This is a genomic window from Corynebacterium sp. H128 (assembly GCF_037482625.1).
GTDB lineage: Bacteria > Actinomycetota > Actinomycetes > Mycobacteriales > Mycobacteriaceae > Corynebacterium.
Genome location: NZ_JBBHKW010000007.1, coordinates 132,281 through 156,245, shown reverse-complemented (window position 1 = coordinate 156,245; position 23,965 = coordinate 132,281). Strand labels below are relative to the sequence as shown.

Here is a 23,965-nt window from a genome sequence, read left to right as displayed (position 1 = left end):
ATTAAATGCTTACACAGACCCCTCCGGGCCTGCCGGCACCAACACACAACCAAAAAATCAAAAGATACAAAAAGTATCAAAATAAGTACTTGGCACACTATTGAGTTCTCAAACAACACACGCACACCAACCACAACCACCCACAACAGGCAATCACAATCAGAAGCAAGGAGTTTCGCCAACGACTCGTTTTCCTACCGCCGCACACCCAAAGGCGGGGCGTTGTCGGTCGCGCTGACTCACATAAAGTTACACACCCCCAACCAACAACACAAACCCCCAGGTAAAACGGCTAAAATCCAAACCTTGGCTGCAGATTTTTCGGCGCGTAGCTGAAAACCATCCGGCTACGGAGCGGAATTGCGATTAGCAAGGACAACGCCACCATCCCAAGCGTCACCGCTGCCGTCAACCACGGGCTGCTCACTCGGCTACTGATGACGGCCGCCAGTCCAACCGAAATCGCCGGCGATACAGAAACCCCTATGATGATCAGCCACAAGCGATTGGAAAGCACGATGGTGTTATAGCTACTGACAAGGAAGGACCCCGCCGCCAACACAGCAAACACTGTTGGCCACAATGACACTTGCGCTGGGAACGCCGCCCACAGGAACACAACGCCGAGCATCGCTAGCGCTATGGCTACAGCGTCACTCACCCAACTCAACTTGATCCATGCGCGCCGCGCACGGCCGAGGGCGATCCACGAACGGCAACTGTAAAGCGTGAGCATTGGCGAAACCCATATCAAGCCGAAGACCATACCGATATAAGAGGACATGTCCCCCAGCTCACGCTGCCGCCAAACCAATAGCCCGATGATTATGAGCGTCAACCCAAAGTAGACGAGCCAAGGCATCAGCATCGGTGCCAGCCCACTTCCGAGCCAGGCTGGAAGCTGTGGCCTGGTACCTGCACTTATTCGAGGTCCGCTGAAACTGCCCCGCCGGCCATCTTTCTCACCGAAATACATCCCAGTTAGAAACCCCGCTGCATAGATGGCCATATATAGGCTCAGGTACTGCGGATATCGCAATGCTGCGACACTACACATCGCAAGTGCTCCGAAGACATTGCCGATCAAGAAGGCGCGTCGCCACGATCGCTTTGGCAGGTTGAACATCTGATACTTGGTGCGCGAAATAAGGAAGGTGAGTGGCAAGTTGAAATACCAAATACTCAAAACAATCCGCTCAAATGTTGTTTCACCCTGCAACATTGCTGCGTAAACTACACACATTAATTGGAGAGGCATAAAAGCCGGTTCAAAGAGGAGCGCCAGAAAGCGTTTCATTTAGTTCGCCTCCGTTCGCGCGGACAAAGCCAGCACAGCGGTTTCCAGGTCTACAGGTTCTGCACGCAAGCCTTCTGGGACGCTACCAAGCGCCGACATGTCCACGATCAGGCGCGAATAGCCGGCAGATTTCTCTCGACTGAGCACACCCGTAGATACTTGATCTGCACGAACGTTGGGACCCAGGAGGGCGACAACACGAGATTGCAACTCGGGGGCTGTGGCGGAGATGGTGATCTTGCCGTCGTAAAGCAGGTGCACTGCGTCCAGGACGCGCGCAGACTCATTGATGTGGTGCGTGGAAAGTACGATGGTGCGCACCTCAAGTTCTTGCTCTTCGAGCACGGTGCGATAGAGGAGCTCCCGCCGCTCGGCGTCGATACCAAGGTAGGGCTCGTCGAGCAGGGTGAGGCGACAACGGGCGGCTAGCCCGAAGCACAGCAGCAATGCAGACCGTTGGCCTAGCGAAAGCTTTACATTGGGCTTATCGACGGGCACTTCAAAGCGAGCAGCCAACTCGTGGGCACGCGCCTCATCGAAGCTCTGCCAGCGCTGCGCAGCAAGGCCGAAGATCTTCTTGCCGGACCAACGCGGCATGAGAGGCATGTCCACACCGGCATAAATGGTCTGAGACATGGTGCTTTCATTATCCCAAGGCTCTTCTCCGAACTCACTGACCGTTCCGGAGTAGCGTTGCTGCCCGGCGAGCACGCGCATCAATGTAGTCTTGCCAGCGCCATTGGGGCCGATGAGCCCGTGGATAAGCTCTGGAGCTAAGTCCACATTGAGCCCATCCAAGACTGGTTCTTTGAAAGAGACGTTTAGGTTGTTGATGTGGATCATCGTTGCTCCTCATAGAGTCCGCGGGATTCCGCCACGCGGTCGATTAGTTCGTGGAGATCTGCTCGAGACATGTCGAGCTTGACCGCTTCATCGATCAGTGGTGCCAAATAGGCCGCCGGGAAAGCTTCTCGACGCCTGGCCACAATCACACTGCGAGCCGTACTGGTCACAAACATGCCGATTCCCCTTCGCTTCTCCAGGACGCCTGCATCCACCAGCAGCGTCAACCCTTTTCGTGCTGTTGCGGGGTTAATGCGATGAAATTCGGCTAGTTCGTTAGTGGATGGTGCGCGCTCTCCGACGGCCAACGAGCCCTCGACGATGGCATCTTCAATGAGGTCAGCAATTTGGCGAAATAGTGGTGCGGTTGATTCATCCACAGCACACCCCTTCGTTGGTTGGTTACTTATGTAACTAACCATAGAAGCAAAGCGTGAATAGCGCAAGGCCTCCCAGCACCTTCTGCGCGTCGCTACCCGCGACCAAAACAAACCCACTGGTCACACACCCCAGTGTGAGTCATATCGGAAATTTTTCGACGTGGAGGGGGGTTTTAAGGCATGCTGGTTATACACAACTTAGAAAACGCAAATGAACGGAAATTAGGAGCCATGCTTGAACGAACAATGGTCTTTGTGGACACGTCTTACCTGCTCGCGAGCTTTTACAACTCGTGGGAAACCGGAGCCCGAGCACAATTAGAAATTGATCTTCCCGAGGTCGTTGCCGTCATGGGAACGATGATCGAAAACCACATTAAGCAACCTATCCACCGCCAGTTCTGGTACGACGGCATCCCAGATACCGGCCCCCACCGTTACCAGCGCGCGCTCCGCACCTGCGATGGTGTCCAACTTCGCGCAGGTCAGCTCATTGAATGGGGCGAGCGTCGGACACAAAAGGCCGTCGACACGCGTCTCGTCGCCGACCTTGTCCTCGCCGGCGTACGGGGCACCTGCTCCGACATCGTGCTGGTCTCTGGCGATGCGGACATGATCCCGGGTGTCCAAGAAGCGGTCAACGCTGGCGTCCGGGTTCATCTCTACGGCTTCGGCTGGGACTCCATGTCCTCTGCCCTCCGCCACGCCTGCGACTCGACGACCATTCTGGATCCGCGCGAGGATTTCTCTGACTGCATGCAACTGCAGGTCCTCGAAGGGCCGCTGCCGCCAGTCGTACGGACCAAGCCCATCGGAGATGCCGAGCCTATCGACGTCGATGGCACCACCAGCTACAACGACGCTGTGCCACATTTCCCACCCCGGCCTGGGGAAACCACCCCGGTAAAGCCACGCGAAGACGATCGAGACTGCCTCTCTGACACCGAGCGTATTCAACTGTCTACCGAGCAGGAACCGGCATCGCGACAGCCCGATGAGGCTCCGGCCGTTCCCACTCCTGCCGTGCTCGCCCAACAAGCAGCGCAACAACAGCCCTCCGAAGTTGAGGACGAGGTGGAGGAACAACTCGATTCCCGCCCAGCCGCACCAAGCCCCTCAATGATGGCGCCGCGGCGTAAACTGCGCTCACGCTACGTACCGCTGCCGAACGAAGTCTGGGCCTCTGCCGGTTTCCAGACCCCTTTCGACGTGGGACAACAGTATGCCTCCTGGTGGTATGACAACGCCGCCAATGCAGAGCAACGCGACTCCGCACATCTGTTTTCAGGCGGCGGTTTACCACCCGAGATTGACCGTCCCCTACTCCAGTTCGCCTGCGAGACTCTCCACGAGTACACGCTCACAGAATCGCAGCGAGTCAGCCTACGCGACGGATTCCACTCCGGGATTCGTGGCGTGCTGATCAACCTGAACCGCCGCACGGACTAAACAGCCCTGTGCAACTAGCGGAACCTCCCCAGATCGAAAGATCCAGGGAGGTTCCTTTTTCGAACTAGCTGAAATTACTCTTCTTCGGCTGCCTTATCCGTCTTGGCATCCTTAACTTCGGAAACCGTCACTTCTTCTACTGCGTCTGCGTCCGCAGTAGCTGTAGCGTCCTTCGCTTCCTCAAGTTCCGCAGGAGAATCGCCTTTGCCGTCGCTAAGCTCCTTGCCAGCGTTCATCTGCGCACGGATCTCCTCGAGGCGAGCATTAGCCTTAAGGTCACTGCCTGCGCTTTGAATCTCCGCCATCCGATCGCTCATCGTGGACTCCGCTAGCTCCTGCGCGCCAAGCGCATTTGCGTAGCGACGCTCGATCTTGGCGCGGACGTCGTCAAGCGTCGGCACTGAATCATCCTTGCCAAACTGATTAATGGTGTCCATGGACTGGCTCACCTTATCCTGCATGGAGGCCTGATCAGCCTGGGCGCGCAGCTCATCAATTTGAGCCATCTGATCCCGCAGCCGCATCTCGGATTCCTTCTGCTGCTTCTTGGCCTGCTCGGCCGCAGCAGCCCCCTGCGTGTGCATCGCTTTCGTCTGCTCCAGCTGCTGCTCGACGGCAACCAACTGAGAAGCAAAAATCTCGGCAGTGTTAGTGAACTCAGCGGCCTTGGTCTGATCGCCCTCGGTCGAAGCCTTATCTGCAGCCATGATCGCCTGGCGAGCCTTGTCCTGGAGGGAATCCTGCTCCTTAACCAAGCGGTCCAGCTGCATTTCAAGCTGGTGCTGGTTACCGATTACCGCCGCAGCCTGCTCAGAGATCTTGCGGTGTTGTTCCTTCGCAGCCTCCATCGCTTGCTGAATCTGCACCTTGGGGTCAGCATTTTCATCAATCTTCGCGTCCAAAGATGCGGAGAGATACTTCCAGCCCTTGCTAAATGGATTCGCCATGATGGTTCAACTCATTTCTGTGGATTTGACAAGTTTTACCCCATGGTAGTTGCAAATTTCCTGGCGCGCTGCCCAAAAGCGCAGGCTGGCGGTATCAAAAAGGTAACTAGTCAGACTCAGCTGCGTCCTGTTCCTTGTTCTGCTCTGCGACCTGGCGGCGCACGTCATCCATGTCGAGCGCCTTCACCTGAGAGATCAGATCCTCGAGCGCTGGTGCTGGCAGCACACCAGCCTGTCGGAAGACCATGATTCCGTCGCGGAAGACCATCAGCGTTGGAATCGACTGGATCTCGAGCGCGGCAGAAATGCCCTGGTTCGCATCGGTGTCTACCTTGGCGAACACCGCATCGGAGTGGTTTTCGGAGACCTTCTCAAACACGGGAGCGAACTGACGGCAAGGCCCGCACCAGGTTGCCCAGAAATCGACGAGGACGATGCCACCGCCCATGATTGTCTGCTCAAAATCAGCCTCGGTGATATTTACAGTTGCCATTACTTTTGCTCCTCAAAGATGTCGGTGTTGCGCTTTGCAGTTTCAACCATATCTACTCGCTAGTTATTCCTGCCCCCTTGCCTGTGATGCCAACCACGTTTTCACATTTGATCAATGATCAGTTAATAATGTGTTCTGATGAGGCATGAATAGCAACCCGGTTTCGTGAAAGGGCCAGATTTTAAGTGACCAAGAATTACCAGATCGAGGGCATGACCTGTGAGCATTGCGTGAAGGCAATTGAGGCCGAGGTCAACGAGGTTCATGGCACGCAGGGGGTCGATATTGACTTGGCCTCTGGGCGCATGGCTGTGCACGGCGAAGATTTCTCCGACGATGCAATCATTGAGGCCGTTATCGAGGCCGGCTATAAGGTCGTCGAACACTAGGTTCACCACCCCCTGCCGACCCCCATCGGGTCGGCTTTTTTAGTTGCCCCCCCCAATACCCCCTAGGGGTATATTGGGCGAGTGTTAGCACTAGGAGTTAGGGAGAATCATGAATACGGCCCACATTGAACTCGACGTCACGGGAATGACCTGCACTTCATGCTCCTCGCGCGTAGAACGCAAACTCAACAAGGTCGAAGGCGTAGCGGCAACAGTAAACTTCGCCACCGAAACCGCTAGCGTCACCTTTGACCCAGCCCTGACCAACCCGGCGGAACTCATCCGAGTTGTCCAGAACACTGGCTACGACGCAACCCTAGCCCAGGAAGAAGTACCGGACGCGGGTGCGGAGCACACTCGCTTACAAGACCGTTTGATCATCTCTGCACTGCTCGCCACCCCAGTTATGTTGCTCTCGATGATCCCCGCTCTGCAGTTCCCCTACTGGCAGTGGGTTGTGCTGGCCCTGGCAACGCCGGTGTACGGGTGGGGTGGCTGGCCTTTCCACCGCGCCACCCTCAAGAATCTGCGCCACGGGGCTTTCACCATGGACACGCTCATCTCGCTGGGAACCACCGCCGCATTTTTGTGGTCTCTCATCGCCCTGTTCTTCGGCGGGGCTGGCGCAGCGGGCATGCACATGCGGATGAGTTTCACCGGCCACGCCGCTCACGCTAGCAGCGGCTTGGATGCCATCTACCTAGAAACAGCGTCCATGGTGATTGTGTTCCTCCTGCTTGGCCGGTGGTTCGAAGCGCGTGCGAAAGGACGCTCCTCCGCAGCGCTCAAGGCGCTGCTCGATTTAGGTGCCAAAGAGGTGCACGTGCTTCGCGACGGCATCGAGACCGCGATCCCGATTTCTGAGCTAGCGACCGGAGAACATTTCATCGTTCGCCCTGGCGAGAAGATCGCCACCGACGGAATCATCATTAGTGGCCATTCTGCAGTGGACACTTCCATGATCACGGGCGAGTCAGTGCCGGTGGAGGTTACAGCTGGCGAGCGGGTCATCGGTGCCACGCTGAACAGTTCCGGACGGCTCCTAGTCGAGGCCACCCGAGTCGGCGAAGACACCACTCTCGCGGCCATGGCTCGATTAGTAACGCAAGCGCAAGCCCGGAAGGCTCCAGTACAGCGCACAGTGGACAAAGTATCGCAGGTGTTCGTGCCAATCGTGATTCTTGCAGCGCTAGTGACCCTGCTGGCCCACCTACTGGTGGGCTCCCCTGTCGCCAACGCTTTCTCCGCCGCCGTCGCCGTCTTGATCATCGCTTGCCCGTGTGCCCTTGGATTGGCCACTCCAACCGCGCTGCTAGTGGGCACCGGCCGCGGCGCGCAGCTCGGCCTCCTGATCAAGGGGCCGGAGGTACTGGAGGCCACCCGCAAGGTGGACAGCATCGTCTTCGATAAGACCGGCACTCTCACCTCGGGAAACATGCAAGTCACTGAAGTCCATGGCCCTAGCGATTCCCTCTCACTAGCGGCCGCCGCAGAACAAGGTTCCGAGCATCCGATCGCCCGCGCGATAGTTTCCGCAGCTGGCGAGGTACCGAGCGCCAGCAACTTCAACACTGAGGCCGGAATCGGTGTCAGCGCCACCGTAGCGGGGCAAGAAGTTCGGGTGACCCGCCCGGAAGCGTTGCCACCAGAGCTGGAGAATCGGGCCGCTCAGGCCCGCAGCACTGGCGCCACCCCGGTTGCGGTTATGGTCAATGGTCGACCATACGGCCTCCTGGTTGTCCGGGACACTCCCAAACCCGCGGCCGCCGAGGCCATTGCAAAGCTAAGAGAACGTGGGATCGACCCCTGGCTCCTTAGCGGCGACAACGAAGGCGCCGCGAGGGACGTCGCACAGCAATTGGGAATTGACCACGTGATCGCCAATGTGTTGCCGGCCGACAAGGTGGCGCAGGTAGCCAAACTGCAGCAGCAGGGCCACACGGTAGCCATGGTCGGTGACGGCATCAATGATGCCGCGGCGCTGGCACAGGCGGATCTGGGCTTGGCGATGGGGGCCGGAACTGACGTAGCCATCGAAGCCAGCGACATCACCATCATGAACAATGACCCCCGCTCGACAGTCGACGTCATTAACCTCTCTCGCGCGACGCTTCGCACCATTCGCGGCAATCTGTTCTGGGCCTTTGCCTACAACGTGGTGCTCATTCCAGTGGCTGCCCTCGGCTTTCTCAATCCAATGCTGGCGGGCGCAGCGATGGCGCTCAGCTCGGTGTTCGTAGTCACCAACTCCCTCCGTCTGCGGGGTTTTCGCAGCAGCTTCCGCTAAAACCGCCCGCGACCAGCCCAGCCCAGTCTATGGTGTAATGCGGATCACAAATACGAGGGCTGGAGGGTGAATGAACTGGTTGCGCATCGCTTTAGGCATCTTCATCATCGCCTTCGGCGCGAACACCTTTGCCCCGATGCTCCTGACCTACCGGTTGGAGACGGGCATGAGCGAATCCACGGTGACCTTCCTACTCGCCGCTTACATTCTTGGACTCGTCCCCGCACTCCTCATCGGCGGCCGGCTTTCGGACCGCGTGGGCCGGCGCGCCCTCATGCGCCCAGCCCTCATTATCTCCGCGCTTTCTTCTCTAGTGATCCTCTACGGTGGCTACCATTCCCCCACCATCCTCGGCCTGGGTCGCTTCACTTCCGGCATCGCCGTCGGCTTCGTCATGGCATCCGGCGCAGCCTGGCTCCGAGAAATTTCCGACGCCCCTGTAGCCGTATCGGCCAAAAGAGCAACGCTGGCCAGCACCGCCGGTTTCGCGGGCGGACCGCTCGTAGCGGGACTCCTGGCAGAATTCGCACCCTTCCCCATCGCTTTGCCCTGGATCTTTCACTCCGTGAGTACGATCATCGTCGCATTCATCGTCTGGACGCTTCCCGAAGTACCCGTCAACGGCACCATTACCGGCGGCTTCTTCCCAGCAACGGCACTCAGCGCGCGTTTCCTATGGTCGGTCGCAGCCTGGGCGCCGTGGGTTTTCGGCTGCGCATCGACGGCATTTGCGATTCTCGTGTCGCTAAGCAATCAGCATTTTGAACACCGAGTCGCCTTCGCCGGCCTAGTGGGGGCACTGACGATGGGCATCGGCATGCTCGTGCAGCCAATCGTGCCACGCCTGGGAAGAGGCTTCGTCCCGCCAGCAGTAATCGGCATGGGCTTCGCTTTCCTGGGCATGGTGTTTTCCTTCATCATCGCCCGCACGGACCAGCCGCTCTGGGTCTGGCCAGCAGTGATCTGCCTGGGTTCCGCATATGGCATCATGATGGTCTCCGGGCTGCGCGAAGTACAAACCATGGCACCAGTTAGTGAACTCGGCGGCCTGATCGGCATCTACTACTCCATGACCTACCTGGGGTTCTTCGTACCCTTCGTGGTCTCACTTTTTGCACCACGCTACGGCTACGACACCGTCTTCCTCATCGGCATGGTCGTGATCGTGTTGTCGGTAGTACCGGTGAGCTACGTGATCAAAAAGTACGAGCCTTAAACAAACTGCACCCGGTTGCAGATGGTACCGATTCCCGCAATCTCAATCTCCACCACATCCCCATCCTGCAGGAAGCGCGGTGGTTTTTGGCCGGCACCCACACCTTCCGGAGTACCGGTAGCGATGACATCTCCGGGTTGGAGAGTGTAGATCTTGGAAATGTATTCGACGAGCTCAGCAGGGCTAAACACCAAATCCTTCGTCGAGTCATCTTGCCTGAGTTCGCCGTTTACCTGCGTTCTTAGCTGCCCGCCAGGCTGAAAATCCGTATCCAGCCACGGCCCGAAACCCGCGGTGTTTTCAAAGGACTTCCCCTGGTGCCACTGGCTCGTCTGATTCTGAAAATCACGCATCGTAAAATCGTTCATCACCGCGTAACCAGCAATATAAGGCGCGCCGTCGGACACGTTGCGAGCTGGCTTAGCGACGACCACGGCCAACTCCCCTTCATAGTCAGCCATCTGGTTGGCAAACTCCGGGACTTCGGCGGTGTCATAGGGGCCAATGAGCGCCTCAGGGTACTTGATGAACATGGTTGGCACAGCTGGCTGCTCATGCCCCATCTCGTGGATGTGCTTGGCGTAATTGAGGCCAACGCAGATGATCTTTCCGGGACGCGGAACGACTGGTGCGAAGTCTTCTGGGGTGAGCGGAATCGGAGTGCCGCTAGCGGCCGAGGCGATCGCCTCCCAATCGGCGTCGCCAAGCAGGGCGCCGACGTCAGTGAAACCGGCAATGGGAGTGGCGCTGGTGGCAGTTTCCATGCGGACGCAAGCAGTACCTGAGGATGTGCGGATGGTGGCAAGACGCAAGACTATCCCCTAGCTAGATCAACGAAGCGTGAGTAGTGCAGCTGGTGGGCTACGGCGACAGTATCGATCGGACCGCCACGGTGCTTAGCCAATATGATATCCGCCTCGCCGGCGCGCTCGTCATCCTTATCCTGTGAATCTGGGCGATACAGCAGCATGACCATGTCAGCATCCTGCTCCAGCGAGCCCGATTCACGTAGGTCGGCAATCTGCGGACGCTTATCGGTACGAGATTCCGGGCCACGGTTCAGCTGCGAGATGGCGATCAACGGCACATCCAGCTCCTTGGCCAACAGTTTCAAGGAGCGCGAGAACTCGGAGACTTCCTGCTGACGAGACTCAACTTTCTTACCGGAGCTCATCAGCTGCAAGTAGTCCACCACGATCATCTTCAGGTCATGCTTCTGCTTCAGCTTGCGGGCCTTCGAACGGATCTCCATCATGGTCAGGTTCGCGGAATCGTCGACGAACAATGGCGCCTGCTCGATCTGCCCAATACGATTAGCCAGCTTGGCCCACTGCTCATCTGTCATACGCCCAGCGCGCATGTCGGTGAGCTTGATATCCGTCTCGGCCGAGAGCATGCGCATGACGATCTCAGTCTTAGACATTTCTAGCGAGAAAATGACCGACGCCTTGTTGTGCTTGATCGAGCAGGAACGCATGAAATCCAGCGCGAGCGTGGACTTACCGACGCCCGGTCGCGCCGCAATAATGATCATCTGCCCGCCATGCAGTCCGTTTGTCAGGTTGTCCAGGTCCACGAAGCCCGTAGGGACGCCCTGCGCCAGGCCACCGTTCTCTGCGATCTGGCTGAGATCGTCCATGGTGGGCTCAAGGATCTGCGCCAAGACCTCATAGTCCTCAGTGGACTGCTTTTGCGCGATACCGAAAACTTCCTGCTGTGCGAGGTCAAGCACCGCGTCGATTTCCGCGCCCTCGGTGCCTTCATAGCCCAACTGCACAACTCGGGTACCGGCGTCGACAAGCCTGCGCAGGATTGCCTTTTCCGCGACGATCTCGGCGTAGTAGCGCGCATTGGCCGCAGTGGGGACGCTGGAGACCAGGGTGTGCAGATACGGCGCGCCACCGATCCGCTCGAGGTCATTGTTGCGGTCGAGGCGACCGCGGACGACGAGCGCGTCAACCTCTTTGCTCTCAGAGAATAGGTCAATGATCGCCCGATAGATGATCTGATGCGCAGGATGATAGAAGTCATCCGGGGTGAGAATCTCCACGATGTCTTCGATGGCGTGCGCCGACATCATCATGGCACCGATGACGCCCTGCTCCGACTCGCTATCGTGCGGCGGCTGTCGCCCGAAATCCCGGCCGCTCGGGCCTTCTGGCCGCCGATCCCGCCGCGCCCTACGCGCAGGTGCCGATCCAAACGCGGTACCGGGCAGGTCATCGTAGCTGGCCCCTTCATAGCTAGGGCTCTCGAAAGATGGCTCTGGGGGCAGCGGAAGATCCGCATCCTCAAAGCTGGCATTCGGTGTGCTCACATTAGCCCCTTTCTCCGCGCTCATTCCTGCCCACTCATGCTATCGCTTCCAATCTCCTAGAGCCCCTTCGAGTCCTCCAATGAGGACCTCAACAACCGGATGCTTTTCTTCCGGCTGGCAGCCCCGCAGTACCCATGACACCGCAGCGCTTTGCACGAAGCCTGGAAAGGACTGCACCGCATAAAAATCGTGGGCACTTGCATTAGGTTCGATGATCGCACGCAGGGTCACCACGAAGCTTTGCTCATATAGACGACGGACCTCATTGGATTCCCGCTCGTCGTGCCCGTGCAAGAAGTATCCCACCTCGTGTGGCCGCCGCAGTTCAGCGACATGATCGAGGTACGCCTCTAGCAAAGCAACGACCTTATCGCGCTTGCTTTCCTTTCCTTGCAAATAGGCGTTTTGCCGACTGCGCAATAAGCGGAAGGACTCAGCGAGCACTGCGGCAAACAATCCATTCTTAGATGCGAAATACTTATGCACTAAGGCGACAGAGACGCCTGTATCGCGGGCGATTTGGGCCACCGACACATCTTGAAAGCTATCAACTGCGAATGCTGCACTCGCCGTCTCTAGGATCAGCGCCTTGCGCTGTTCCGGGTTCATTCGAGTACGTTCGGGTCTAGACATGTTGACAGCATAGCGCGTGTTAGTGCAAGATACTCACTAAGAATTAGTGAGTGACATATACTAACGAAGGAGTTTTCACATGACACACTGGTCAGAGCATACGATCTGGTGGCACGTCTACCCGCTCGGATTCACCGGAGCGCCTGTTCGCCCCACGCCGGACGAGCGGATTCTTAGCCACCGTCTCAAGCACATCGAAAATAGCCTCGACTACCTCATTGAGCTTGGCTGCAATGGACTTGCCCTCGGCCCGATATTCTCCGCCCATACCCACGGCTATGACACCATCGACTTTTATAGCATTGACCCACGCCTAGGCAATATGGCCGATTTCGAAAGCTTAGTGAGCGCTTGCAAAAAGCGCGGAATCCGCATCATGCTTGACGGCGTTTTTAATCACGTCGGCAGCGATAGCAATTACGCCGAACTGTCGCAGCGTGACCATGTTTTCGAGGGGCACGACAATCTCCACACCTTAGACCACAGCTCCCCCGCCGTTAAGGAACTCATCTCAGACGTGATGAATTTCTGGTTAGACAAGGGAATTGACTCCTGGCGCCTCGATGCCGCCTACGCGGTGCCTATAGAGTTCTGGAGCTCGGTCATACCACGCGTTCACAAAGCACACCCAGACGCATGGATTATGGGGGAAGTCATTCACGGGGACTACCCAGCCTATGCTGCCCCCATTAATTCCGTTACGCAGTATGAGCTGTGGAAATCCATTTGGTCTAGCTTGGCAGATGGAAACTTCTTCGAACTGGATTGGACTCTCCAGCGCCACAATAACCTGCTCGATCATTTCATCCCCTTGACCTTCATTGGCAATCACGATGTCACCCGCATCGCCACCAAGGTGGGCAAGGCCAAGGCTGCGTTAGCACTTACGATCCTCATGACGGTCGGCGGCATCCCAGCTATTTACTACGGCGATGAGCAAGGCTATGAGGGAAGCAAAGAAGACCGCCTAGGCGGAGACGATGAAGTGCGCCCCTTCTTCCCGCTTGATCAACCAGACGGAAATCCGACGTTTGAGCTCCACCAGCGCCTGATTGCATTCCGCCGCAGACACCCCTGGCTCACCACAGCTCGGACGCAGCAACTCGAACTTGAAAATACGAGGCTACGCTTCCGCAGCACTGGAGCAAACCAGCAGGCGGTTGAAGTACTACTAGAACTTGGCGATGCCCCATACGCCCAGATATCCGTCGCAGAAGAACCGGATATCCACATTCAACTCACCTAGTTATCCACAGGAGGCTGGGGATAACTATGTGGAGCGGATGTGGAGAACTTTCACCCAGACGTATAGTTGACTCATCAGCACTCCAGGTTGGCGTTTGTGCAGGTCAGGCAGCATTCGGCCACGAACACCCTCCGACACGCGCTGCGAACTGGGCGTTTGACAAGCAGCATCAGCAGCGTTCTAGATTTCTTTGAAACTACCTGTTATCCCCAAATATCGTCCAGTTATCCACAACCCTCAGGCAGAGGTTTAGAGTAGTCACTCTGCCTGAGGAAACACGAAGCGGGCCCCACTCCCTCAGGAGTGAAACCCGCCACGTGCGCTGTTGTCGTTGGGCTATGAAATTAGCCGCCGTTGCATTTCATGTGCCTAAGAATATTAGGCTGCAACGACCTTAAAGTTGATCTTGCCGTTGATGTCTTCGTGAAGCTTGACCTGAACCTGGTAAGAACCGAGAGCCTTGATGTGGCCCTTTGGCAGATCAATGTTGTGCTTGACCAGCGATGGGCCGCCAGCCTTCTTCACAGCTTCAACGATATCCTGGGTAGTCACAGAACCGAAGAGCTTGCCAGAATCTGCAGTGCGAACTGCAACCTCGACGCCCTCAAGGCTGTCGAGCTGGGTGCGAACTTCGCGAGCGTGATCGATGTCGCGAATAGCGCGAGCTTCCTGGGCACGCTTAATGCCCTCTACCTGCTTCTCAGCACCACGGGTAGCAACAATTGCCATACCGCGTGGAAGCAGAAAGTTACGTCCGTAGCCGTCCTTGACTTCTACGATGTCGCCTGCGACACCGAGCTTGTCAACGTCGGCGGTGAGGATCAGCTTCATGATCCCTGCCTTTCCGTTTATTGGCCCTCGCCTGCACTGAGGCGAGAAAAGTGTAATTCAGTAGTTCTCTGGGGTGAGCCTAGTTCTAAGGGAATCAGAACGGGGGCTCGTCGTCTGCGCCACCGAATCCACCGCCAGCAGGAGGAGCGCTGTTCCATGGGTCATTCTCCGGGACCGGCTGCGTGTTTTGGCTGCTACCAAAACCGCCCTGCTGGCCGAAGCCACCCTGGTTACGCTGCTGCGGCTGCTGAGCGCCACCGCTGAAACCGCTTTGGCCGGCACCTGCCTGTGGAGCTCCCTGGGAGCCACCACCGAAGTTACCGCCACTGAAGTTGCCCGAGCCACCCTGGCCACCAGAGGTGGCGCGGTTGACCTGAGCGGTTGCGTACTTGAGAGATGGGCCGACTTCGTCGACTTCCAACTCGTAAACGGTACGCTTCTCGCCTTCGCGGGTTTCATAAGAACGCTGCTTGAGACGACCTTGGACGATGACTCGCATGCCCTTGGTCAGGGTCTCAGCAACGTTTTCTGCTGCTTGGCGCCACACGTTGCAAGCAAGGAAAAGAGCATCGCCGTCTACCCACTGGTTCGCGTTACGATCGAACGTGCGTGGCGTAGAAGCAATTCGGAAATTCGCGACTGCTGCACCCGAAGGGGTGAAGCGCAATTCTGGGTCAGCAACGAGGTTGCCCACCACGGTGATGACGGTCTCTCCAGCCATATCCTTGCCCCTGTTTTGCGTGTGTTAAATGCTTATGTGGATTCGAGTCTATGCGTATCGCTCTTAAGCGTCTACGCGCAGGACCTTAGTACGCAGAATGTCATCGCTCAGGTTGAGCAGACGATCAAGTTCGAGCACGGTTGCGGACTCGCACTTGAGATCGACGACGGCATAAATGCCCTCGTCCTTCTTGTTGATTGGGTACGCCAGACGGCGCTTACCCCAGATGTTTACCTTTTCCACGGTGCCGTTTTCCTTGCGGACGACTTCGAGGAACTTGTCTAGGGACGGGGCTACGGTGCGCTCATCCTGAGATGGATCAAGAATGATCATGAGTTCGTATTGACGCACGGACCTCATCACCTCCTATGGTCTAGTAATTTGAATCGGCCACACCCATTGGTAGGCATGGCAGGAGGGTCGTTGCGTCAGCAACCTGTTCAGGCTACCCCACGCACTGCCTAGAACCAAGTTGTTCCCCATCCGATGGCCTGAGCCACAGGCAGAACAGTAAGGAAGAAGAAGGCGCAGGCCACCAGGATCCACACCTGGCGCATCGACTTGCGGTACATGAAGCTCGCAAACGCGCCCATCATGCACAGGAAGCCGATAAAGATTTCCCCCACCATGAGGAACATCTCGGTATTACTCATGTCCTTGCTCTTTCTTTGTTGACGTCGCAAAGCCCAGCCGGAAGGGCCCTGCCAGGGGATCGCGACCTGCGTGTGCCGCATATACCTTATCGCTGCGGGCACCGAACATACTGCGAATTATGAGGACTGCAAAAGTGATGATGAACGCATCGCGGGCTAGGACTGCGATCGTGAGAAGCTCACCTGGCGCACCCAAATTTTCTTCCCCCATCATGTGCCACATCAGAATCGGCCACACCAACGCATCTGCAATCTGCCAAGAAAAGCTGAGCCGCCAATCCGGCAGTGCAAGAGCCAAAAACACCACCAACCACAGCGAATACTGCGGGCTGTAGACCTTGTTAAACATCAAGAACCCGATGAGGATGAGCGCCACCAGCTGCGCCACCCGCGGTGGTGTCGGTGCCTTCAGCCCAATCACGAGGACTCCGACGCAACTCAGCGCGAAGCCCCCGAAGCTCAGAATGTTGAGCGTATCGACGTCAAAACTGCCCAGGCCGAGTCGAGTGAAGGTGGCATAAATGGTGGTCCACTCGGCCCCACGGCTGGAATTCATCCGCAGGAATTCGCCCCAGGCTTCCGGGTAGCTAAGCAGCACGGGCACGTTGACCACGAGCCAGGCCACCGCACTTCCGCCCACCAGCTGCAGGAACGGCGCGAAGTTTTTGCCACGCAGTGCCAGGACAAAGTACGCCCCGAGCAAGTACAGCGGCCACAGTTTGAAGGACACGCCGAGTCCGATGAGCACTCCGGCGGTCCACACGTGATTTCGCTTCACCGCCCACACTGCGGCTACAGCGAGGAATACGGCGGGAATGTCCCAGTTAGTAAAACCGTGCACGACGATCAGTGGGGAACAGGCAACCAAGACGGTGTCCCATACCCGATTGCCGGTGAGTTCTACGACCAGTCGGATGGTCAGCAGCCACAGGCAGGACATGAGCAGCGCGGTAACCATGAAATAGAGGCCAACCTCGGGAATCGCATGTCCCGGGATGATGTTCACCACCGTATACAGTGGCCGCGTGATCGTGGCCGCCAACCACTGGAACATCCCGCCGAGCACTGGGTACTCCATATAGCGGGTGACGCCGTTTTCGACCCAGGAGTAGGCATAGGGGAAACCCGGGTGATCAAGGCCGCGGGCACCGTACAAGGGGACAATGTCGTTGTAGCAAGCGGAAACATACTGTCGGTTGCCGGACCAGTCGAGACTCACACCGGCATCGCCACGGATGCCCTGGATACAGTTCGTCTTGGCTAAGAAGCCCCCGGAAAGGAAAGTAGCCGCGAATACGATTAACACCCGCAGGGGAGTCCACCACCGCTGCGTGCCGACGGCCGCAAACCTTCCCAGTGGCCCGCCCAGGAACTCCACAAACCCGCGCGCCAGCGCTTCGGTGTGCGCCGGCTGCACGCGCTGTGCCACCAGCAGTTTGGCTTGCTCCGATACTGGGCGCTGGGTGACGCTGGGCGCCGGATCGCGCTGTGGTGATACCACGTGCTTGGCTCCTTTTAGACATTTAACGACTGATCAATAACAGATCCAGCCACTTGCTGCTTCCTAGTACTCTAATCGCTCAATACGCAAAAGAAGGCCCCCGATGTACGGAGACCTTCCTAGCAGCGTGCTAGCGCAAGCCGTTCAAGATGTCATTCAGGTTCGGCGGCGGTGGTAGGACCGGCGCTGGTGCTGGTGCCGGTCCTGGCCGAGCCGGGGCGGGCTCTGCAGGAGAGGTACCGCCCTCCACGGGTTCGACCCCCTCGGCTTCCGAAGGAGAAGGCTCAGTGGTGCTGCTACGAGAGCTAGTCGGGGCAGGCGCCGGTGCCTGGTTGGAGTAGTACTTAGAAGAATTAGGAACGATCGGTGCTGCCTCTGGGAAGTACTCGAAGTCCTGTCCGGCGAGAGACTTATCCATCACAGACTTCCATATTTCAGTAGGAAGTCCAGCGCCGTACATGTTCCCGCCCCAGGTGTTGTACAGGGCCGAGTTATCCACGGTGCCCACCCAAACGGCAGTGGTGAGCTGTGGGGTCGTGCCGACCATCCACGCGTCCTTGTTGTTGCCCGTATCGCCCAGCTGTGCGGTACCAGTCTTGGCTGCGGACGGGCGGCCACCGGCAAGGGCGCCATTAGACCAAGCAGCGATGGGTTGCATCGCCTTAATGGTGTTATCCGCCGCGTTCTTGCTGATACGGCGTTCACCTTCACCGGCTTCATGCTGGTACAGCACTTCGCCTTCGGCGGTGGTCACAGTGTCTACGAAGTGTGGCTTATGCCAGATGCCCTCGTTCGCTAGGGTGCCCAGGCCAATGGCCATGTCGAAGGGCCGCGAGAGGTACTGGCCCAGAATGATGCCTTCGTATGGGGTCTCACCGTTCTCAGTCAGAGTCTTTTCAACGCCAGGCAGCGAGCGTGCCACACCCAAGGCATGCGCCATGTCTGCGGTGTCCTGCGGCCCGTTGTCAAGGTCCTTTTGCAGGCGGATGAAGCTGGTGTTGAAGGATTCCTTCAGCGCCCGACTGATAGTACACACACCACAGGTGCTGTTAAATGCGTTGCCGACGGTGACGTTGCCGGTGGTCACCGGACCTGAGCTGTAGTAGGCGTTGGGAGAGATACCCTGCTCCATAGCAGCTGCGAAGCCGAAGATCTTGAAGGTAGAACCGGTCTGCACGCCTGCGTTCGCGTAGTCCCAACCAGAAGGCTCATTGCCGCCGTAGTAGCCACGCACCGCACCAGTATTTGGGTCGAGCGAGACCGAAGCAGTACGGATCTTCTCACTTTCGCCCTGCAACTGGTTTTCCATGGTTGCCACTGTGGCTTCCTGCACCTTCGGGTCGATCGTAGTGGTTACCCGCAGGCCACGCGTCTCGACGTCCGTCTCCGTGATTCCCAGGTCGCTCAGCTCCGCCATGACCTGGTTCTTGATCAATCCGTTGGCGCCAGTGGCCTCGGTGTAGGCGCGGTTTAGTGCTGGGTCCGTGGTCTCTGGATAAACCAAGGCATCCCGTTCTGCCTGCGCCAAGGTGCCGGTGGAAACCATGCCGTCGAGAACGTAGTTCCAGCGCTCTTCCGCCGCCTGGCGGTTGGCCCACGGATCAAGCTGGCTTGGTCGCTGAATGGACGCAGCGAGCACAGCTCCCTCGGCAGGACCGAGTTCCGAGATGTCCTTACCAAAGTAGGCGTTTGCCGCCGCAGCAACACCGTAGGAGTTTCGGCCGAAGTAGATGGTGTTGAGGTAGGCGGAGAGGATCTCGTCCTTGGACCACTCATTGGTCATCTTTGCGGAGTAGATCAGCTCGTGGACTTTGCGCTTGATGGAGTGCTCATCGCCCACCACAGTGTTCTTCACGTACTGCTGGGTAATGGTCGAACCGCCACCAGCAGAGTCGTCGCCACGCAGCTGGCCGAGCGCGGCACGAGCGAAGCCAGTGAGGGAGTAGCCACGGTTGGTGTAGAACTCGCGGTCCTCCGCGGCGAGTACGGCGTGAATCACCGGTTCGGGGATCTGCTCGATGTCCACCTGTGTGCGGTTACCTTCGGGTGGCACGACGCGCGCAAGCTCGGTGGAGCCGTCGTTCGCCATGATGAGGGAGATCTGCTTGCTGGTCAGTTCTTCCGGTTCCGGCACGTCAGCAGCAACGTACATGCTGCCGAGGATCAAGGCGGGAACGGCAATGAGGACAGCCAGGGCGGCTGCAAAGTAAGCCCAGAGTTTCCTCTTGCTCGACTTCTGGCGCCGCTTGCCTTTCCCGGCCTTCGTTTGGGTGGTCACTGTTGTCTTGTCCATTCTGTAATTAACGTGAAGAATCCGCTGCTACAACCGTGGCTGCTTGCAGTAGATGGTTCCATCGGCAGTCCGGGCACACCTCTACAGTGTGCACCGTGAACGGCCCCTTCGTCCGCGCGATCCGCTCAATCTCGGAAAGATCACGTGCAGTACCTGACATTTTCCCTAAGTGATCGCCAAATATCCAAAGCACCACGCGCATTTCGGCACTTTCACAGATTGGGCACCGGGTCTCAGCAGGTCGGCCGTGAAATTTTCCGGCGGTAACGAGGAGGAAATCCGCGTCGCAGATCTCGTCTTTAAGCTTTAAACCCCGCTGCCACAGGTTGAGCGTGCGTTTCCGGTCAAAGCGATAGCTAACGAGATCACTAAAGACAGGCACCCGGCCATTATATGGTGTGGCCCCTACAAGGCAATAGCTTGCGATAGGTCACCTTAATTGGACTACTGAATCGGTCAACCTGTTTTCTGTAACGATTCAGCGACGTCAGCACCCTCTCCTTATCAGTAGGTTTGTAACGGTTAGCTCTAGTTACACAGGCTGTTAAGGAAGTGACACAAGTTGAGCGAATCTAAAGTTCGGGTCGCCATCGTTGGGTGCGGAAACTGCGCAACCTCCCTGGTAGAAGGCGTCCAGTTCTACCGCGAAACCCCGGCCGCAGACACGGTCCCGGGCCTCATGCACGTTCAGTTCGGTGATTATCACATCTCTGATGTGGAATTCGTTGCTGCGTTTGATGTGGACGCAGACAAGGTGGGCAAAGACCTCTCTGTCGCGCTCCGCTCTGGCCAAAATTGCACCATCCAGATCGCCGAAGTCCCCCACTTGGGCGTGGAGGTGCAGCGTGGCCCGACCCTCGACGGTCTTGGCAAGTACTACCAAGAGACGATTACGGAATCCGAAGCCGCAGCTGTGGACGTCGTTAAGGCGCTGCAGGACGCTCGTGCGGACGTCGTGGTGTCCTACCTGCCGGTCGGCTCGGAGCAGGCCGACAAGTTTTATGCCCAAGCGGCTATCGACGCCGGTTGCGCCTTCGTCAACGCGCTGCCCGTCTTCATCGCTTCCGATCCCGAATGGGCGGCAAAGTTCGAGGCTGCCGGATTGCCGATCATCGGCGATGACATCAAATCCCAGGTCGGCGCCACCATCACCCACCGTGTGATGGCACGACTCTTTGAAGAGCGCGGGGTACGTCTTGAGCGCACCATGCAGCTCAATGTGGGCGGAAACATGGACTTCAAGAACATGCTGGAGCGCGAGCGCCTCGAGTCCAAGAAGATCTCAAAGACCCAGGCAGTAACTTCGAATCTCTCCGGCCCACTGGCAGGAAAGATCGATGATCGCAACGTCCACATCGGCCCCTCCGACTATGTCGAGTGGCTTGATGACCGGAAGTGGGCCTATGTCCGCCTGGAGGGTAAGGCCTTTGGCGAGGTGCCGCTCAACCTGGAATACAAGCTCGAAGTCTGGGATTCCCCTAACTCCGCAGGCATTATTATCGACGCCGTCCGCGCCGCGAAAATCGCCCTCGACCGCGGACTTTCCGGCCCCATCCACCCGGCATCCTCTTACCTCATGAAATCCCCTCCGCAGCAGCTCCCCGATGACGAAGCTCGTACGCAACTCGAGAAATTCATCTTCGGTTCTTAGTCGCCGCGACAACAGTGCCCCCAGAATCTGTACCGAAATGGGGGCACTAAATTGTTTCGCCTTGGAACATTTTTGAGCTGATGTGCTTTCATAGATGCTATGTCATTAGAAAATGCTAGCCCGGAGGAAATTTCCGAAGCTCTCCGGCCCGCCCTGACGAAGCTTTACGTCACCTACTTCCGAAAAGCTGCCCAGTCCTCTCTCACGGGACCACAGCTGACAATTTTGGAGCACTTGGCCGGAAACGGCGCGGCTCGTATCAGCGACGTCGCACGCGCGGAAGGTATCCGCATGCCAACCGCCTCGAATACGCTGCACCAGTTGGAACAGCGCGAGCTGGTCGAGCGAGTGCGCGACCAGTCTGACCGACGCGGTGTCCTCGTCCAGATCACTGAGCAAGGACGCACCCAGCTCACAACGGTGGGGGAAGAGCGCACTCAGTACCTTGCCGAGGTTTTCCGCAACCTCACGGAGGATGAACTCAAGCAAATCGCCGGAGTTGTTCCGATCATTGCCAAGATCGCCGACGAGTACTCCCGCGAAAGCGAAGCTTAAGTTATCTTGGCCCCACCCCTGCCTGTTAGGGTTTAAGCTGAATTAATACTGCGTTTACCTAGAACGCAGTACACCCATGAACAGTGAAATAACTCCTTATGGCAAAGAAGACCCCCAAGAAAACCAGCGACGCTCCTGAAGTGCGGGTGCTCGTCACCTGGCGGCCACGCCATGCCGAGAACTCGGAAAGCATCGCGGCGCTCGAATACGCCGCCTGGCTGTCTCGAACCACGCCGATCCGGGTGCGGTTAGTCACTACGTTTGTGCGGCCGTGGCCGTCGACAAGCCTGGCGAAGCTCGGTGGCAAGTACAAGAAGTGGCACGCCAAGGAGTCCGCGGCCTGCAAAGCCGCAGCGAAGAAAGCCCTGGAGTCAGTCGGGATCCCCCGAGAAGACTGGGATGAGGACTTTGCGGTCTTCAGCGACGGCACTTCCGAAGCCGCGCTGCTGGCCAAGGCATCCCGCGATTATGACGCCTCGCTGCTCATCATGAGCGCTGAGGATGCGACCGTGAAAGGTCGCTTGCTGGCCGGCTCCACAGTGGAGACGCTGCTGCATTCCTCGCCCACGATGCTGGGGCTGATCCCGAAGAAGGCCAAGCTTTCCAAGCGCGGCATCACTCGCCTGACCTACGGTTTTACGGAAGGGGAGGAAAACTACGACGCGCTAATGCTGGCAGCCACTCAAGCCGATGCGTGGGACGTTCCACTGCGAATCGTGGCGTTTGCGCCCGACATCCTCGATGAGTCGATCCTCATTGACCCCCTCACCGTGCAAGATGAGATTTCCACCCAGTGGCGCGAGCATCTCTTCGCCCTGCTAGATCGCGCCAAGGACGATGTCACCGCCGAGTTTCCGAATTTGAACCTGGAAACCGAGATCGGTTCGGGCGCCAATTGGTCCGGTGCAATCGACGCGGTGAAGTGGAAGAAGGGCGATTTGTTGTGCCTTTCCAGTCCGCCAATGAACCCACTCGAGCGTGTGTTCGTGGGCTCGGCAAGCAGCGAAGTCCTGCAGTTTTCCCCAGTACCTGCGATCATCCGGCCAACGGTGTCATGAAAACGGCCGTCGTCACCGGCGCAAACGGGGGAGTAGGCCACGAGGTCACCCGCCTGCTGCTTGCCGACGGCTGGCGCGTTCACGCCCAGTACCGCAGCACTCCCGGCCCCCTAGAATCACCCCAACTGTCCTGGTGGCAAGCTACTTTTCCCGCGATTGCGGACGCGCCAGAACTGTCGGCGGTAGATGCCCTGATCCACTGCGCCGGTGTGGTTTCGCTAGGTTCCGTGGCCACCGCGCCGCTATCCGACTGGGAGGAGGCAATGCAGGTCAACCTGTACGCACCAGTCGCCCTGACCTCGCACTATCTACCAGCATTGCGGGCTACCGGCGGGCATGTGGTGTACCTCAACTCCGGTGCTGGCTTGCGGGCGAACCCTCATTGGGGTTCCTATGCTGCGTCCAAGTTTGCGGCACGGGCCTGGTGTGATGCGCTGCGTTTGGAGGAAACGAAACTGCGGGTGACCTCCATTTTCCCGGGGAGAATAGACACACAGATGCAACGCACAGTGGTTGCTGCCGAAGGCGGCACCTATAACGCCCAAGCGTATCTTTCGACGCACACTGTTGCCACGGCCGTCCTGAACGCGCTCAACACCCCCGAAGACGGTCATCCGCATGAGGTCATTCTCCGCCCTCGCAGCTAGAGTAAAGCACTGAACTAGCACTCGAAAGAGGAGGATTCGCCTTGGAACACAACGGCTACCGCATCGACCCAGACCTCGACCGTGTGCCCGATAACTCTCGGCAGCCAGTGACGGAACTCGACTTGATGGCAAACCCGGAATTGCGGCGCTCCCGGGCGAAGCGCTCCATTAAACAAGCCATTTGGTACACCGTATTCAGCTGCGTTAGCTCCATCCTCATTGCTTTGGCGATCATTGGCTTTTCCCGCTGGCAAGGTGGACCCTTGTGCGGCGAAGGCACCCGCACCCTGATTTGCTCACGCACCTACGAGATCCTCTTCCCAACCGTCACCGGCGGCTTTTCCCTCGCCACCGTGATTGGCGCAATGGTGATCCTCCACCGCAAATGGAAGCGTTACGATCTGTGGCAGCCCTGGTTCGGCGTCATCTGGTTCCTCATTCCATGGGCAATGACGATCATGACTGGCTTCGGAACTATGGCGATAGTAGGGCAGTAGCACCCTGCTTTTCGACGCCCATTCCATTGAGAACACCTGTTCGAACTATTTTGGGGGTGCC

The 23,965-nt window shown here is 57.9% G+C and carries 24 protein-coding genes and 2 pseudogenes; 11 read left to right on the top strand and 15 right to left on the bottom strand.

The window, feature by feature from the left end:
* Positions 1–292 precede the first annotated feature (292 nt).
* The 3 genes from WG915_RS08145 to WG915_RS08135 are packed head-to-tail and all read right to left on the bottom strand — an operon-like array spanning position 293 to position 2,520.
* Positions 293–1,297: a hypothetical protein gene (locus WG915_RS08145; protein WP_339564884.1), complete on the bottom strand. Its 1,005-nt coding sequence runs from the start codon at positions 1,295–1,297 to the stop codon at positions 293–295.
* A complete protein-coding gene (locus tag WG915_RS08140) occupies positions 1,298–2,140 on the bottom strand; it encodes an ABC transporter ATP-binding protein (RefSeq protein ID WP_339564883.1) in 843 nt (280 codons plus the stop codon).
* On the bottom strand, positions 2,137–2,520 hold the full coding sequence (locus tag WG915_RS08135; protein WP_339564882.1) for a GntR family transcriptional regulator: 384 nt from the start codon (positions 2,518–2,520) through the stop codon (positions 2,137–2,139). Before WG915_RS08135 ends, WG915_RS08140 begins: the two co-directional genes overlap by 4 nt.
* Before the next feature lie 231 nt (positions 2,521–2,751).
* Between WG915_RS08135 and WG915_RS11620 the strand changes: the two are divergent.
* Together WG915_RS11620 and WG915_RS11615 are read left to right on the top strand one after the other, a co-directional pair.
* A pseudogene (locus tag WG915_RS11620) lies at positions 2,752–3,325 on the top strand (NYN domain-containing protein); the annotation flags it as partial.
* A 299-nt stretch (positions 3,326–3,624) separates the two neighbouring features.
* Positions 3,625–3,969, top strand: a pseudogene (locus WG915_RS11615) (NYN domain-containing protein); the annotation flags it as partial.
* Positions 3,970–4,043: 74 nt separating this feature from the next.
* Here WG915_RS11615 and WG915_RS08125 read toward each other — a convergent pair.
* Both WG915_RS08125 and trxA read right to left on the bottom strand, forming a co-directional pair.
* Entirely contained in the window at positions 4,044–4,916 is an 873-nt protein-coding gene (locus WG915_RS08125; protein WP_339564880.1) for a PspA/IM30 family protein, read from the bottom strand.
* A 106-nt stretch (positions 4,917–5,022) separates the two neighbouring features.
* On the bottom strand, positions 5,023–5,409 hold the full coding sequence (trxA, locus tag WG915_RS08120) for a thioredoxin (RefSeq protein WP_339564879.1): 387 nt from the start codon (positions 5,407–5,409) through the stop codon (positions 5,023–5,025).
* A gap of 185 nt (positions 5,410–5,594) precedes the next feature.
* On the opposite strand from trxA, the gene WG915_RS08115 reads away from it, so the two are divergent.
* From WG915_RS08115 to WG915_RS08105, 3 genes are all read left to right on the top strand, one after another.
* Complete coding sequence (locus WG915_RS08115; protein ID WP_339564878.1) at positions 5,595–5,798, top strand: heavy-metal-associated domain-containing protein; 204 nt, start codon at positions 5,595–5,597, stop codon at positions 5,796–5,798.
* Positions 5,799–5,907: 109 nt separating this feature from the next.
* Entirely contained in the window at positions 5,908–8,085 is a 2,178-nt protein-coding gene (locus WG915_RS08110; protein WP_339564877.1) for a heavy metal translocating P-type ATPase, read from the top strand.
* Between the two features lie 70 nt (positions 8,086–8,155).
* A complete protein-coding gene (locus WG915_RS08105; protein WP_339564876.1) occupies positions 8,156–9,301 on the top strand; it encodes an MFS transporter in 1,146 nt (381 codons plus the stop codon).
* Here WG915_RS08105 and WG915_RS08100 read toward each other — a convergent pair.
* From WG915_RS08100 to WG915_RS08090, 3 genes are read right to left on the bottom strand one after another with little or no spacing between them, the layout of a single operon-like run.
* Complete coding sequence (locus WG915_RS08100) at positions 9,298–10,113, bottom strand: fumarylacetoacetate hydrolase family protein (RefSeq protein WP_339564875.1); 816 nt, start codon at positions 10,111–10,113, stop codon at positions 9,298–9,300. The two genes, WG915_RS08105 and WG915_RS08100, sit on opposite strands and share 4 nt — an antisense overlap.
* A 2-nt stretch (positions 10,114–10,115) precedes the next feature.
* Positions 10,116–11,618, bottom strand: a complete 1,503-nt coding sequence (gene dnaB, locus WG915_RS08095) for a replicative DNA helicase (RefSeq protein WP_445227807.1) — start codon at positions 11,616–11,618, stop codon at positions 10,116–10,118.
* Positions 11,619–11,657: 39 nt separating this feature from the next.
* Entirely contained in the window at positions 11,658–12,251 is a 594-nt protein-coding gene (locus WG915_RS08090) for a TetR/AcrR family transcriptional regulator (RefSeq protein WP_339564873.1), read from the bottom strand.
* Positions 12,252–12,330: 79 nt separating this feature from the next.
* Between WG915_RS08090 and WG915_RS08085 the strand changes: the two genes are divergently transcribed.
* Complete coding sequence (locus WG915_RS08085; protein WP_339564872.1) at positions 12,331–13,497, top strand: alpha-amylase family protein; 1,167 nt, start codon at positions 12,331–12,333, stop codon at positions 13,495–13,497.
* Between the two features lie 378 nt (positions 13,498–13,875).
* Here the strand turns inward: WG915_RS08085 and rplI are convergent, their stop codons facing one another.
* The 7 genes from rplI to WG915_RS08050 form a co-directional block, all read right to left on the bottom strand.
* Positions 13,876–14,328 carry a 50S ribosomal protein L9 gene (gene rplI, locus WG915_RS08080; protein ID WP_339564871.1) on the bottom strand — a complete coding sequence of 151 codons (453 nt, stop codon included), beginning with the start codon at positions 14,326–14,328 and terminating at the stop codon, positions 13,876–13,878.
* A 94-nt stretch (positions 14,329–14,422) separates the two neighbouring features.
* On the bottom strand, positions 14,423–15,049 hold the full coding sequence (locus tag WG915_RS08075; protein WP_339564870.1) for a single-stranded DNA-binding protein: 627 nt from the start codon (positions 15,047–15,049) through the stop codon (positions 14,423–14,425).
* A 63-nt stretch (positions 15,050–15,112) separates the two neighbouring features.
* Positions 15,113–15,400: a 30S ribosomal protein S6 gene (gene rpsF / locus WG915_RS08070; RefSeq protein ID WP_339564869.1), complete on the bottom strand. Its 288-nt coding sequence runs from the start codon at positions 15,398–15,400 to the stop codon at positions 15,113–15,115.
* Positions 15,401–15,510: 110 nt separating this feature from the next.
* Complete coding sequence (locus tag WG915_RS08065) at positions 15,511–15,702, bottom strand: hypothetical protein (protein ID WP_339564868.1); 192 nt, start codon at positions 15,700–15,702, stop codon at positions 15,511–15,513.
* Entirely contained in the window at positions 15,695–17,131 is a 1,437-nt protein-coding gene (locus WG915_RS08060; protein ID WP_445227811.1) for a glycosyltransferase family 87 protein, read from the bottom strand. Before WG915_RS08060 ends, WG915_RS08065 begins: the two co-directional genes overlap by 8 nt.
* A gap of 202 nt (positions 17,132–17,333) precedes the next feature.
* Positions 17,334–19,496, bottom strand: coding sequence for a transglycosylase domain-containing protein (locus WG915_RS08055; protein ID WP_445227806.1), 2,163 nt, complete (start codon positions 19,494–19,496; stop codon positions 17,334–17,336).
* Between the two features lie 7 nt (positions 19,497–19,503).
* A complete protein-coding gene (locus WG915_RS08050; protein WP_339564866.1) occupies positions 19,504–19,878 on the bottom strand; it encodes a DUF5318 family protein in 375 nt (124 codons plus the stop codon).
* A 180-nt stretch (positions 19,879–20,058) separates the two neighbouring features.
* Between WG915_RS08050 and WG915_RS08045 the strand changes: the two genes are divergently transcribed.
* From WG915_RS08045 to WG915_RS08025, 5 genes are all read left to right on the top strand, one after another.
* Entirely contained in the window at positions 20,059–21,147 is a 1,089-nt protein-coding gene (locus tag WG915_RS08045) for an inositol-3-phosphate synthase (RefSeq protein WP_339564865.1), read from the top strand.
* A gap of 99 nt (positions 21,148–21,246) precedes the next feature.
* The gene (locus WG915_RS08040) at positions 21,247–21,702 is read left to right on the top strand and encodes a MarR family winged helix-turn-helix transcriptional regulator (RefSeq protein ID WP_339564864.1); all 456 of its coding nucleotides are present in this window, start codon (positions 21,247–21,249) and stop codon (positions 21,700–21,702) included.
* A gap of 98 nt (positions 21,703–21,800) precedes the next feature.
* The gene (locus tag WG915_RS08035; RefSeq protein ID WP_339564863.1) at positions 21,801–22,760 is read left to right on the top strand and encodes a universal stress protein; all 960 of its coding nucleotides are present in this window, start codon (positions 21,801–21,803) and stop codon (positions 22,758–22,760) included.
* On the top strand, positions 22,757–23,407 hold the full coding sequence (locus tag WG915_RS08030) for an SDR family oxidoreductase (RefSeq protein ID WP_339564862.1): 651 nt from the start codon (positions 22,757–22,759) through the stop codon (positions 23,405–23,407). Before WG915_RS08035 ends, WG915_RS08030 begins: the two co-directional genes overlap by 4 nt.
* A 41-nt stretch (positions 23,408–23,448) precedes the next feature.
* A complete protein-coding gene (locus WG915_RS08025) occupies positions 23,449–23,904 on the top strand; it encodes a hypothetical protein (RefSeq protein WP_339564861.1) in 456 nt (151 codons plus the stop codon).
* Positions 23,905–23,965: the final 61 nt, after the last annotated feature.

Excerpts from the sequence above, each read along its gene's own strand:
- WG915_RS08140 (WP_339564883.1), bottom strand. The coding sequence starts at position 2,140 with ATGATCCACATCAACAACCTAAACGTCTCTTTCAAAGAACCAGTCTTG.
- WG915_RS08040 (WP_339564864.1), top strand. The coding sequence starts at position 21,247 with ATGTCATTAGAAAATGCTAGCCCGGAGGAAATTTCCGAAGCTCTCCGG.
- rplI (WP_339564871.1), bottom strand. The coding sequence starts at position 14,328 with ATGAAGCTGATCCTCACCGCCGACGTTGACAAGCTCGGTGTCGCAGGC.
- WG915_RS08145 (WP_339564884.1), bottom strand. The coding sequence starts at position 1,297 with ATGAAACGCTTTCTGGCGCTCCTCTTTGAACCGGCTTTTATGCCTCTC.
- WG915_RS08035 (WP_339564863.1), top strand. The coding sequence starts at position 21,801 with ATGGCAAAGAAGACCCCCAAGAAAACCAGCGACGCTCCTGAAGTGCGG.
- WG915_RS08105 (WP_339564876.1), top strand. The coding sequence starts at position 8,156 with ATGAACTGGTTGCGCATCGCTTTAGGCATCTTCATCATCGCCTTCGGC.
- WG915_RS08090 (WP_339564873.1), bottom strand. The coding sequence starts at position 12,251 with ATGTCTAGACCCGAACGTACTCGAATGAACCCGGAACAGCGCAAGGCG.
- WG915_RS08055 (WP_445227806.1), bottom strand. The coding sequence starts at position 19,496 with ATGGACAAGACAACAGTGACCACCCAAACGAAGGCCGGGAAAGGCAAG.
- WG915_RS08085 (WP_339564872.1), top strand. The coding sequence starts at position 12,331 with ATGACACACTGGTCAGAGCATACGATCTGGTGGCACGTCTACCCGCTC.
- WG915_RS08065 (WP_339564868.1), bottom strand. The coding sequence starts at position 15,702 with ATGAGTAATACCGAGATGTTCCTCATGGTGGGGGAAATCTTTATCGGC.
- WG915_RS08030 (WP_339564862.1), top strand. The coding sequence starts at position 22,757 with ATGAAAACGGCCGTCGTCACCGGCGCAAACGGGGGAGTAGGCCACGAG.
- trxA (WP_339564879.1), bottom strand. The coding sequence starts at position 5,409 with ATGGCAACTGTAAATATCACCGAGGCTGATTTTGAGCAGACAATCATG.
- WG915_RS08125 (WP_339564880.1), bottom strand. The coding sequence starts at position 4,916 with ATGGCGAATCCATTTAGCAAGGGCTGGAAGTATCTCTCCGCATCTTTG.
- WG915_RS08075 (WP_339564870.1), bottom strand. The coding sequence starts at position 15,049 with ATGGCTGGAGAGACCGTCATCACCGTGGTGGGCAACCTCGTTGCTGAC.
- WG915_RS08110 (WP_339564877.1), top strand. The coding sequence starts at position 5,908 with ATGAATACGGCCCACATTGAACTCGACGTCACGGGAATGACCTGCACT.